Here is an 11,738-nt window from a genome sequence, read left to right as displayed (position 1 = left end):
GAGAGTCGGCCCCGACATTCGTAACACGGGGCGACTGACTCGCGAGCCGGTGGCTTCAAGGCGATTCACTCCTGACGAATATATAAGAAAATCAGATACAGCCCACAATTTGATAGTTCTTTTCGAAACGGGAATCAAAACGCGAGAAAGGTGGCCAGTCAACCGTAGCGACACGACTGTGACCGGCCGAGGGAATACGTTCGTCAGCCTGAGCTAATCACCTCAAATCACTATCTGACGGCGTCATTGTGGCATCGAGCCCACAACAGCATCACTGATTCATCTCCGTATATTAGACGCTGAACGTCCGTTCGATTCGCTTCGTCACGCGGTCAGTCATGGATAGACAGACAGATAACTAAACCGATACATGTGCAAATATATCGGATAAATACTGTTGTGTCCGGTTCGGCTCCGGCGACTGCCGAGAGGGGATGCGGCGGCGGCGGCGGTCGAGAGCGGCGGCAGCCGAGAGCGCCGCCGCTCGAAGCGGTCGGCTGGGCGGGGACCGCACGTGTCCCGGTCGCCGGCCGCGGAGCGAGTCAGTCGGCCATCGGGGCCTGCAACTCGCGTTCGACCTCGTCGTCGACCTCGACGGGACCCTCGGCGAAGACGACGCCGTGGGCACCCTCTCGCTCCTTCGCGCTCGCCGCGACGCGGACGAACGACGCCTTCTCGCGGGCGTCTGGGATAGTGTGACCGCCGCAGTAGCTCACACCCGAGCGAACCCCGCCGAGGAACTCCTCGACGAGCGGTTCGACCGGCCCCTTGTGGGGCGTGAGCGCCTCGACGCCCTCGCCCGCGTCGACGTCGCTCTGTTTGTCGTCGCGGTCGTCGGCGGCCTCTGTCGAGGCCATCCCGCGGGAGCGCTTGTACGTCTCGCCGTCGACCTCGACGACGCGGCCCGGTGCCTCGTCGGTGCCGGCGAAGAAGCTCCCCATCATGACGGTGTCCGCGCCGGCCATGAGCGCCTTCGCGGCGTCGCCGGAGGTCCGAATCCCCCCGTCGGCCATGACGTGGATGCCGAGGTCGTGCGCCCGCTCGGCGCACTCCGAGACGGCCGTGAGCTGCGGATAGCCCGCGCCCGCGACCTCGCGGGTCGTGCAGTGCGAACCCGGCCCGACACCGACTTTCACACAGCCCGCGCCGGCCTCCCAGAGGTCTTCGACGGCCGCCGGCGTGACGACGTTACCCGCGACGATTTCGGGGTCGAACTCGTCGCGAATCCGTTCGACGGCGTCCAGACACCGCTCCATGTGCCCGTGAGCGATGTCCATGACGACGGCGTCGGCGCCGGCGTCGAGGAGCGCCTCGGTCCGGTCGAGGTAGTCCTCGTTGATGCCGACCGCGCCCGAGACGGTCCCGCCCGCCTCGGCGACGCGGCGGGCCTGTTCGGCCTGCTCGTCCACGTCGAGGAAGCGGTGGACGACGCCGAGGCCGCCGAGGCCGGAGAGCGCCGCCGCGAGGTCCGCTTCGGTCACGGTGTCCATGGCCGCGCTGACGAGCGGCGTGTCGAGGCGCAAGTCCGGCGTCACGTTGGTCGAGAGGTCCACGTCGCTCCGGCTGTCGACCGGGGAGCGCTGTGGGACCAGCAATACGTCTCCGTAAGAGAGTCCTGTGCGAATCTCCATCGTAACCCTCCACAGCCGAAGGGTGGGACGGTAATAACGCCCACGAACGCGGTTCGCGTCGCCGCGGAACGAAACTATTACGCGCTGGCGCTCGTCTGTTAACTAACACACGGCGCCGCGTGTCGTGCGAATCTCCAACCCATCGTAACCCCAAGACGTTCGCCGTTCGCGGGCCGTGTGGTTCGAACCGTTCGCGAGCGACGGCGTCGCGCGGGAGCGAAGTATCGAACTCGAATCCGGGGCAGGGTTCGCAAGCGTTTTGTTAGACTGATATTGACAGAGACGTGCCGTACCGACCGTACCACCTCGAGTCGGTTACGGTAGGTGGACCAGAGGCAACCCACAGCGTCGCGATTGGTCCCTGTCTCGTACTTCCCGGACCGAAGGAATTTCTTCCGGGGAGTTCCTTACGCAGGTATGCAGACTGTCATTCTCGCCGCCGGCCGCGGCACCCGGATGCGTCCGCTCACGGACCGCCGACCCAAGCCGATGCTCCCCGTGGCCGACCGGCCGCTCGTCGCGCACACCGCCGACGCCGCCGTCGAGGCGGGCGCGACGGACATCACGCTCGTCGTCGGTTACGAGGCCGATGACGTGCGCGACTACTTCGGCGACGAGCGCGCCGGCGTCCCGGTCGAGTTCGCCGTGCAGTCGGAACAGCGCGGGACGGCCGACGCGGTCCGCGCCGCGGCCCCCCATCTCGACCCCGACGAACCGTTCGTCGTCCTCAACGGCGACGCGCTGTACGACGTGCCGTCGCTTTCGACGCTGTACGAGGGGACGCCCGCAGTCGGGTCGTTCCGCGTCGACGACCCGAGTTCCTACGGCGTCCTCGACACCGACGACGAGGGCTTCGTCACCGGCGTCGTCGAAAAACCCGAACACCCGCCGTCTGACCTCGTTAACGCCGGCGCGTACGTCTTCCCGGCCGAGGCCCACGGCTGGCTCGACGTGGACGAGAGCGACCGCGGCGAACTCGAACTGACCGACGTACTCGCGGCGACCTGCGAGGCCTACGACGTGCGCGGCGTCGCCTTCGACCGCTGGCTCGACGTGGGGCGACCGTGGGAGCTTCTCGAAGCCAACGAGTGGAAGCTCGGCGAACTCGAGCCGCGAATCGACGGCGACGTGTCCGAGCGCGCCGAGCTCGACGGGCCGGTCGTCGTCGAGGAGGGCGCGACGGTTCGCTCCGGCGTGGTCATCGAGGGGCCGGTGCTCGTCCGCAGCGGGGCCACCGTCGGACCGAACGCCTACGTCCGCGGGCACACGCTCGTCGGCGAGAACGCCAAGGTCGGCCACGCGGTCGAGGTGAAAAACAGCGTCCTGATGGAGGGCGCGACGGTCGGTCACCTCTCGTACGTCGGCGACAGCCTCCTCGGCCGCGACGTGAACTTCGGCGCGGGGACCAAGGTCGCGAACCTCCGCCACGACGGCGAGCCCGTCCGACAGATGCTCAAGGGCGAACTCGTCTCCTCGGGCCGCCGGAAGTACGGCGTCGTCCTCGGCGACGGGGTGAAAACCGGCATCAACGCCTCGCTGAACGCGGGTGTCAGAATCCCGACCGGCGGGACGGTCAAACCCGGCGAGTCCGTGCTCTACGACCGCATCGACGGCGACGGCGACGGCGCGAGCGTCGAGACGGACGGCGACTCGCCGACCGCCGACGACGACTGACCGAGACGCCGCGAGAGCGCCCGTCTCGCCGGTTCGTGACACTATGAAAACAGTTAATCCACCAAACAGTTATCAGACACAATAGCGAAGAATCACGACAGTACATGGACGGGACCGAGGGGGAGTCACCGACGATACGCGTGCTCTACGTCGACGACGACGAGGGGCTGTTGGCGCTGACGAAGCGGTTTCTCGAATCGACGGACGACGGTATCGAGGTCGAGACGACCGACTCGCCGCAGCGGGCGCTGGCGCTCCTCGAAAGGGAGTCGTTCGACGCGGTCGTCTCCGACTACCAGATGCCCGAGATGTCGGGTCTCGAACTCCTGTCGGTGCTCCGCGACGAGCGCGGCTCCGACATTCCCTTCGTCATCTTCACCGGACGGAGCCGCGAGGAGGTCGCCATCGAGGCGCTGAATCTCGGCGCGGACAGCTACCTCCAGAAGGGCGGCGACCCGACGGCGCAGTACGGCGTCCTCCGGCAGACGCTCGTCAGAATCACGGAACACAGGCGCGCGGAGCAGCGCCTCCGGGAGCGCGAGGCGCATCTCCGCGTCACCCTCGACTCCATCGCCGAGGGCGTCGTCGCCACCGACGCCGGCGGGACGGTCACCCAGCTGAACCGAACGGCCGAGGAGATAACCGGCTACGACGCCGACGCCGCCGTCGGCAAGCCGCTTTCTGACGCGTTCCACCTCGTCAACGCGGAGACCGGCGAACGCATCGACCCGATGCAGCGCGTCGCCGAGGCGGGCGGGCCGGTCGAACTCGGCGCGGGAACGAAACTCGTCACGAGCGACGGCGACGAGCGGTACATCGAAGACAGCATGTCGCCCATCAGGACCGACGACGGGGAAGTCGAAGGGGTCGTCGTCGTGTTCCGCGACGTGACCGAGGCGTACCGCGAGCGGGAACGAAGAGAGCGCCAACGGCGGGCGCTCATCGACCTCGCGACCGACGAGACGGTCATCGCGGGGTCGTTCGAAGACGCCCTCCCGCGCATCACCGAGACGATGGCGACGGTGCTGAGCGTCGAGCGGGCGAGCGTCTGGCTGTTCGACGACGCCGAGACGCTCCGCTGTGTCGACCAGTACGACCAGGTGTCGGGCGAGCACACGGCCGGGGGGACGCTAACTGCGTCAAACTACCCGTCGTACTTCGAGGCGCTGGAGGCGAATCGGTCGCTCGGCGTCGACGACGTTCAGACCGACCCCGCGACCGCCGAACTACGGAACGGCTACCTCGAACCGAAGGGCATCACGTCGATGCTCGACGCGACAGTCAGGTCGGGCGGCGAGGTCGTCGGCGTCGTCTGTCACGAACACGTCGGCGAGCCGCGGCAGTGGCGGACCGACGAACTGCGGTTCGCCGCGGAGGTCGCCGACAACGTGGTCATCGCGCTCATGCGGGCGACCGACGTCGACGCGCTCCCGCCGAACGACGAGGGGGACGGGGCGGGGGAGGCGAACGCAGACGAGAGCGCTGACGAAAACGGAGAGTGAACCGACCGCCGCACGGGTCGACCCGCCCGAGTCGGCCGACTCCGGGTCTACTTTTCGTCCGTTCGGAACCCCATCCGGTCAGTTCTCGTGACCGAATTCGAATATCGAACCCCCGATTCGGTTCGGGGGTTGAAAAACGTCGATTCCGCGGAGAATCCGGCGAAATCGGCGCATCACCGTGAAATCTAAAATGCCCGTAGCTCCAAAGAACGTGTATGTCGAACAGCAGCCGATTCGTCGTCGCGACGCACGTGCTGACTAACTTGGCGGTGCGGAGCGACGAGCGGCTGTCTTCCGACCGTCTCGCGTGGAGCGTCAACACGAACCCGGTGGTCATCCGTCAGCTTCTGTGTTCGCTCCGGGAGGCGGACCTCGTCGATTCCAAGCGCGGCCCGACCGGCGGTTTCACGCTGGCCCGCGAGCCGGACGCCATCACGCTTCGCGACATCTACGAGGCGGTGGAGGACGCCGAGCCGTTCTGTTTCCACACGAACGAACCGAACGACGAGTGCACCGTCGGCGAACACATCCAGCCGGTCCTCGGCGAACTGCTCGAGCCGGCGATTCAGGCGATGCTCGACGAACTCGACTCGGTCACCGTCGCGGAGGTCCACGAGGCGATTTTCGAGACGGCGGACGGCGACCCGCTCGAAGTGTAGTGTAGCGCCGCTCAGACCGTCGACTGGACCGTCTCGGCTTCGGCCGACTCTTCGTGCTCGGCGTCGAGCCACTCGGTGGCCCACTCCTGTATCTCGTCGAACACCGGGCACAGCGAGACGCCCTTGTCGGTCAGCGAGTAGTACGTCGCGACCGGCGCGTCCTCTTCCATCCGGCGGTCGACGAAGCCGTGTTCCTGCAGGTCGTCGAGGACGCGAGAGAGCGTCCGCGAACTCGCGCCGGTCGAGCGCTTCAGTTCGTTGAACCGCTTTTCACCGTCTTGGAGGTCGTGGAGGACGATGAGACGCCACTGCGACCCGATCTGCTTCAGCGAGTCGATGATGGGACAGGGGGCGTCGTCGAGGTTCATATCCGTGGCCATACACTCACCTCGGTTCCGACCCTCTTTAGCGGTTCGGTTAGTTTACCTGCTTTCGAAACGTTACCTGATTCGCCACCGGGCCGGTTGACCAGTTGGCCGGTCGACCGGCCGACTAGCCGACCGGTCCGCTCAGGCGAGCAACCGCGAGAGAAGGAGAAATACGCGCTTGAGATTCTTCGAGAGGCTCGACTGGTTCTCCGAGAAGAGTATCACCTCATCGTCCAACGCGTGAATCTGCAGGCACCGACCTCGGTCGGACAGGTCTTTGAGTTCGACTCCTCGGACCGAGTCGAGCGGGACGATGAGGTAGCGGTACTCCTCGTCTTGGATGTCGGCGTTACAGTGGTCGCCGTAGACGTGGATGCTCCGCTCCGTGACCGCGAGTTCGTAGCCGATGTAGCTCATCCCGGCGATTTCGGCCCCGGCGCGGCCGCCTTTGACCTTGCCTTTCAGGTTCGAGGCGTCGAGGAGGATTCCGTCAACCATACCGCCCGGTTCCGGGCGGGCGTTGGTAAGTATTCGCGCCCAGTTCTCCGAATTGATTCTGTGGGCGAGTACAAAGAAGCGAACCCGAGTCAGCGGCTACACTTCGGTCGAACGGTCATCTGACGACGGGGACCGACGTCGCCCGAGCCATCGGATTCGATAATCGAGTACGACGAGACGAGGTGGTTGACGATGTAGTCGACCGTCGAGGGGTCGTACGTCCAGAAGCCGGTGAAGCCGAACCCCGGTTCGGGCTCCTCGGCGACGAGCGCGCACTTGTAGTCGCCGACGCCGTTGCCGTCGTAGGCGACGAACCAGGAGCGCCGAATCTCGTCGGAGCGCGCGAGGTGGAGTTGGAACTGGTCGGCCTGCGGGACCTCGCCGTTCGGGTAGATGTACGCGTGGACCGAGAGGTCGTCGCGGTCGCCGAGGCGGCGGTACGTTTCGAGTTGCGGCCGGAGGTTTCCGCCGGACTGGAAGCCCGAGTGGAGTTCGCCCGCGCCGACGCGCCACGCGCGGTCCTCGATTTCGCGGGTGGCGTTGAGCATCTTCCGACGGTCGTAGGAGGTAAACAGCGTCTCGTCGAGGTGGTCGAGAATCGGCGCGTACGAGTCGCGTTCGAACCCCGGTTCGACGTCCTCGGGGCGCGTGAGGAGGTCGTCGACCGAGACCGCCGTGTGGAACTTGTCGCCGGTACCCAGCACCGCGTAGTTCGAAGGGCCCTCGTCGGAACTCGCAGACTCCACCGAGACGTTTCGATCCGCAAAGTGCTCGGCGAGTCGCTCGACGACGCCGGGGGTCGGATTGAACACCGTCAGTGTTCGCTCCGAGGCGGCGACGCCGGAGATGAGTTCGCTGAGAGACATTATCGGGGAAACGCTACACCGGGTTATTATTCTTTGCAATAATGTGGTATGCGAATCGGAACGATTCCGGACCCGAACGCGGTCGGTGCCCCGGTGAGTAGGAAGTCGCTACCGGGGGCCCGCGGATTCCTAACTAACCAGTTTCGGGGTGTATATTCGGTATGATTTCCGACGCCCCTCACACCCGCCCGTCCGCGGAAGTCGACGACGAACCCGGGACGGACGCCAGTTCGTGGTTCACCGCCGAGGTGCCCGATATCGTCGCCGGGCTCGAATCCTCGCAGTCCATCGGACCGCTCACCGCCGCGGCCGCCCGCGAACTCATCGCGGTCGGACGCGCGAGAGACGCGCTCGCGCTCGTCCTCGGCGAAGTCGACGGGTCGTGGCGGCGGTAGGACGGCGAGAGCCCGCGAGAAGGCGACGCGGCGAACGAACCGACATCGGCGGTCGGCGGACTACTCCTCACGCGAATTCGTGTCTCTGACGTACAGTTCCACCAGCGAATCGAGCAGGTGCGGCGCCAGTCGGAACCGAACGTCCACGCTGTTCTGCTCGCGGTCGTACGCGAGCTGTTGGACGTCTATCGCGGCCAGAAGCGTGCGCATCGCGTCGACGACGTAGTTGCTCGACCCCGCCTCGACGCGGAGGCTGTCGCCGAGGTGAATCGAGAGGCCGTCGACGACCGTCTCGTAACACGTCTTGCTCGGCGCGTCGATTCGCTGCGTTCGCTCGACGAGCCCGAGGCTCGAAAGCGTCTCGAGGCGGCGGTAGATGGTCGATTCGGAGACGTCGCAGTTCTCCGCGAGCTCCTCCGCGGTCATCGGCGCGCGGTTGCACGCCAACAGCACGTCCCGCGAGACCTCGTCACCGAGCGCGTCGAGGAGGTCGTCGTCCGACGACTCGGGAGGAATGTCGGTCTCGTCCGTCGCCGGGGGAGCGTCGCTCTCGTCGGTCAGCGGGCCCGGAGGGTCGTCTGCGGCCGAAAGAACGTCGTCCACGAGGTCGCGTCGGGTCATCGCGTGTTACCTGACGCGGGCAGGTAATATGTAATCGGTGCCTACAGTCGAGATAATATTCACTTATCGCCGAACGTTCGCGAACACCTGAAAATGACGGGTCGGACGCCGGAATCGAGCGTCGACGGCGGATTAATGGGCGCAAAATACGGAGGGCAGGCGGGGTTACCCGCCGCGTCACGTCGCCGCGCTTCTCACTCGACGGTGACGCACTTGGCGAGGTTACGCGGCTTGTCGATGGGCCGTTCGAGCAGGTCCGCCGCGTGGTACGCGACGAGCTGGAGCTGGACGTTGGCGAGGACGCCGGCGATGTCGGGGTGCGTGTCCGGAATCCGGAGCACGTGGTCGGCGAACTCGGTCACCTCGCCCGAGCGGTCGCTCGTGATGGCGATGACGGGCGCGCCGCGAGCCTGGACCTCCTTGACGTTGCTCAGCGTCGCCTCGTCGTCGTGGCCGGTGAAGATGGCGAACACCGGCGACAGCGGCGTGACGAGCGCCAGCGGCCCGTGTTTGAGTTCCGAGGCGGCGAACCCCTCGGCGTGTTCGTAGGATATCTCCTTGAACTTCAGCGCGCCTTCGAGGGCGACGGGGTGGGCGACCCCGCGGCCGATGAAGAAGTACGCGTCGCTGCCCTCGTACTCGATGGCAATCTCGCGGGCCATCGAGGTGTCGAGCACCTCCTGCACGTCGCCCGGGAGCCGCGACAGGGCCTCCATCAGGTCGCGCGCGGCGGGCGACTTCGCACCGGTCACGTCCTCGACGATGCGCTCCGTGAGGAGCGTCAGCGCCGTCACCTGCGACGAGAACGTCTTGGTGGCCGCGACGCCGATTTCGGGACCCGCGCGGATGAGCAGTTCGTCGTCGCACTCGCGGGTTATCGACGAGCCGACGACGTTCGTGACCGCGAGGGTCCGCGCGCCGGCGGCGCGGGCGCGGCGCACGGCGTCGAGGGTGTCGGCGGTCTCACCGGACTGGCTGACCGCGACGACGAGCGTGTCGGGCGTCACCGGCGGCTTGATGACCGAGTACTCGCCCGCCATGAACGCGTAGGCGGGGATACCCCGGGAGTTGAGCAGCGACGCCGCGTACATTCCGGCGTGGTGCGAGGTGCCCATCGCGAGGAGGTGGACCTGCTTCACGTCGGCGAACGACTCCGGCGGGAACTCCTCGAGTTCGACGCCGCCGGCGTGGGTGTTCAGGCGGCCCTGCGTGGTCCGCCGGAGCGCGCCGGGCTGCTCGTGAATCTCCTTGTACATGTAGTGCTCGTAGCCGCCCTTCGTCGCCGTCTCGGGGTCCCACTCGACGTGTTCGACGGGGCGGTCGACCGCGCGGCCGGCCGAGTCGGTGATTTCGTAGCCGTCCGCGCGGGTGACGACGAAGTCGCCGTCGTGGAGGTAGACGACGCGCGCCGTGTGCTGGATGAACGCGGGCACGTCGCTGGCGAGGAAGTACTCGCCGTCGCCGACGCCGAGGACCAGCGGCGACCCGGAGCGGGTCGCGAAGATGGCCTCCTCGTCGCCGATGATGGCCGCGATGGCGTAGCTCCCCGAGAGGCTGCCGACCGCGGCGCGGAACGCCTCCTCGGGGGTCGCGCCGTCGCGGAGGTTCTCCTCGATGAGGTGCGGGACGACTTCGGTGTCGGTCTCGCTGCTGAAGACGTGGCCGCGGGACTCGAGGTCGCTGCGGAGCGACTGGAAGTTCGAGATGATACCGTTGTGGACGACGGCGATGCGGCCCGACTCGTCCGTGTGCGGGTGAGCGTTACCGTCGGTGACGCCGCCGTGGGTCGCCCAGCGGGTGTGGCCGATGCCGTAGTCGCCGGCGATGGGGTTCTGCTCGACGGCCGCGACGAGCTCGGAGACCTCGCCGACGCGCTTCGTCAGCGAGATGCCCGAGCCGTTCTTCACGGCGATGCCGGCCGAGTCGTAGCCGCGGTACTCCAGCCGCTGGAGTCCGTCGACGAGCGAGTCCACGGAGTTGTCCGCGCCGATGCAGGCGGTGATTCCGCACATCAGTGAGTCACCTCCACGCGCTCGCGAACGTCGCCGTGTAAGACCGTGCCGGGGCCGACGACGGCCTCCGCGCCGACGCGACTACCCGCCGTGAGCGTCACGTTCGCGCCGACCTCGGCGCGGTCGCCGATGATGCTGCCGAGCCGGCGGTCGGTGTAGAGCCGGCCTTCGAGGATGACGTCCGCCCGGCCGCCGGGCGAGACGACGCCGTCGCCGACGGTCGCGCCGGGGCCGACGACGGAGTCGCGGAGGACGACGCCCGCGCCGACCCGCGCGTCGGTCGAGAGGATGGAGCGCTCGATGACGCTGTTCGCGCCGACCGAGACGTTGTCTTGGAGGCACGAGCCGGCGCTGATGACCGCGCCCGGCCCCACGTCGCAGTCCTCGCCGACGACGACGTGGTCGCCGACGAGCGCGCGCTCGTGAATCCGCGCCGACTCGGCGACTGCGGAGTCGTGTCTGCGCGCGAGGAGCGTCTCCGTCACGGAGAGGAGCCCCCACGGGTGCGAGGGGTCGAGCCAGCCGCCGTTGACGAGGACGGACGTGACGTGCCCGTCGAGGTAGTGAATCACGTCGGGGAGTCGCGTCTCGCCGTCGTGCGGCGGGATGCGCCGGAGCGCCTCGAAGACGGCGTCGTCGAAGACGTAGACGCCCGCGTTGACGAGGTAGCCCTCGCTGTCGACGGCGTGTTCGTCGATGTCGGCGATGCGGCCGTTGTCCTCGACGACGACGCCGTACTCCTCGGGCGTGTCGGACTCGGCGACCGCGACCGTCGCCACCGAGTCGGTCGTCGAGAAGCGTTCGAGCACCGACGAGACGATGTCGGCGTCGACGACGTTGTCGCCGTTGCAGACGACGAAGGGGCCGGAGACGAGCCCCTCGGCGAGGAGGAGCGCGTGGCCGCTGCCGAGACGCGAGTCCTGGTGGACGAACTCGATGTCCGCGTCGGAGTAGGTCGCAGAGAGGTGCGACTGGATGCGGTCGGCGCGGTGGCCGACGACGACGACGACGCGCTCGATACCCGATTCGAACAGCGCGTCGAGGACGTACTCGACGACCGGCCGGTTGGCGACGGGGAGCATCGGCTTCGGTTGGAAGGTGGTGAGCGGGCGGAGCCGTCGCCCCTCGCCGGCCGCGAGGACGACCGCCTCGGTGATGCGGTCGTTCATTCGCGCCCTCCCGCGAGCGACGGACGTTCGGAACGTGGCCGTGACGGTGAGTGAGTCATAGAGGGAACAGGGACGGCGACGGGGATTGTTATACAGAGGGTTCCCCGAACCGGTCGCGCGTTAGGGTCGCGTGTGAGACTGTTGCAAGCGGCGAAAGCCGGCCTAAATCGGGAGGCAGGCGGGTTCGGCCGCTCCTAATCGGTGGGCATTCATCCGATGGTGTCGCCGAGCGGCCGAAGCCGCCACGTCGGTTGCACGGTCTGCGAATCACACCCGCGAGTCGAGAACGGGAGCGCGAGAGCCAGAAGCGGAGTGGGAACGAGAGAGTCTGAGAGAACGGACG

11 protein-coding genes are annotated in these 11,738 nt (G+C 67.1%); 4 read left to right on the top strand and 7 right to left on the bottom strand.

Annotation, left to right across the window (positions count from 1 at the left end; all coding sequences use genetic code 11):
• Positions 1–542: 542 nt before the first annotated feature.
• A complete protein-coding gene (locus DEQ92_RS17000; protein ID WP_081605271.1) occupies positions 543–1,631 on the bottom strand; it encodes a guanosine monophosphate reductase in 1,089 nt (362 codons plus the stop codon).
• Positions 1,632–2,048: 417 nt separating this feature from the next.
• On the opposite strand from DEQ92_RS17000, the gene glmU reads away from it, so the two are divergent.
• From glmU to DEQ92_RS16985, 3 genes are all read left to right on the top strand, one after another.
• Complete coding sequence (gene glmU / locus DEQ92_RS16995; RefSeq protein ID WP_004978167.1) at positions 2,049–3,305, top strand: bifunctional sugar-1-phosphate nucleotidylyltransferase/acetyltransferase; 1,257 nt, start codon at positions 2,049–2,051, stop codon at positions 3,303–3,305.
• A 104-nt stretch (positions 3,306–3,409) separates the two neighbouring features.
• On the top strand, positions 3,410–4,807 hold the full coding sequence (locus DEQ92_RS16990; protein WP_004978166.1) for a response regulator: 1,398 nt from the start codon (positions 3,410–3,412) through the stop codon (positions 4,805–4,807).
• Positions 4,808–5,022: 215 nt separating this feature from the next.
• Positions 5,023–5,466, top strand: a complete 444-nt coding sequence (locus DEQ92_RS16985; RefSeq protein ID WP_004978164.1) for an Rrf2 family transcriptional regulator — start codon at positions 5,023–5,025, stop codon at positions 5,464–5,466.
• Positions 5,467–5,477: 11 nt separating this feature from the next.
• On the opposite strand, the gene DEQ92_RS16980 is transcribed toward DEQ92_RS16985, so the two are convergent.
• From DEQ92_RS16980 to DEQ92_RS16970, 3 genes are all read right to left on the bottom strand, one after another.
• Positions 5,478–5,846 carry a helix-turn-helix domain-containing protein gene (locus DEQ92_RS16980; protein ID WP_008094018.1) on the bottom strand — a complete coding sequence of 123 codons (369 nt, stop codon included), beginning with the start codon at positions 5,844–5,846 and terminating at the stop codon, positions 5,478–5,480.
• A 129-nt stretch (positions 5,847–5,975) separates the two neighbouring features.
• On the bottom strand, positions 5,976–6,332 hold the full coding sequence (locus tag DEQ92_RS16975) for a hypothetical protein (protein WP_115821157.1): 357 nt from the start codon (positions 6,330–6,332) through the stop codon (positions 5,976–5,978).
• Positions 6,333–6,421: 89 nt separating this feature from the next.
• Positions 6,422–7,198 carry a DICT sensory domain-containing protein gene (locus DEQ92_RS16970; RefSeq protein WP_004978158.1) on the bottom strand — a complete coding sequence of 259 codons (777 nt, stop codon included), beginning with the start codon at positions 7,196–7,198 and terminating at the stop codon, positions 6,422–6,424.
• 161 nt (positions 7,199–7,359) lie between these two features.
• Between DEQ92_RS16970 and DEQ92_RS16965 the strand changes: the two genes are divergently transcribed.
• The gene (locus DEQ92_RS16965) at positions 7,360–7,593 is read left to right on the top strand and encodes a hypothetical protein (RefSeq protein WP_004978156.1); all 234 of its coding nucleotides are present in this window, start codon (positions 7,360–7,362) and stop codon (positions 7,591–7,593) included.
• Between the two features lie 60 nt (positions 7,594–7,653).
• Here the strand turns inward: DEQ92_RS16965 and DEQ92_RS16960 are convergent, their stop codons facing one another.
• The 3 genes from DEQ92_RS16960 to DEQ92_RS16950 all read right to left on the bottom strand — a co-directional run bounded on the left by DEQ92_RS16960 (position 7,654) and on the right by DEQ92_RS16950 (position 11,395).
• Positions 7,654–8,214, bottom strand: a complete 561-nt coding sequence (locus tag DEQ92_RS16960; RefSeq protein WP_004978154.1) for a helix-turn-helix domain-containing protein — start codon at positions 8,212–8,214, stop codon at positions 7,654–7,656.
• A 194-nt stretch (positions 8,215–8,408) separates the two neighbouring features.
• Positions 8,409–10,226, bottom strand: coding sequence for a glutamine--fructose-6-phosphate transaminase (isomerizing) (gene glmS, locus DEQ92_RS16955; protein ID WP_004978152.1), 1,818 nt, complete (start codon positions 10,224–10,226; stop codon positions 8,409–8,411).
• A complete protein-coding gene (locus DEQ92_RS16950) occupies positions 10,226–11,395 on the bottom strand; it encodes a sugar phosphate nucleotidyltransferase (protein ID WP_115805766.1) in 1,170 nt (389 codons plus the stop codon). Before DEQ92_RS16950 ends, glmS begins: the two co-directional genes overlap by 1 nt.
• Positions 11,396–11,738 lie beyond the last annotated feature (343 nt).

The organism is Haloferax sp. Atlit-6N (assembly GCF_003383195.1).
GTDB classification, from domain to species: Archaea; Halobacteriota; Halobacteria; order Halobacteriales; family Haloferacaceae; genus Haloferax; species Haloferax gibbonsii.
The sequence above is the reverse complement of the archived record's forward strand: the minus strand, read 5'-3'. Positions and strand labels throughout refer to the sequence as shown.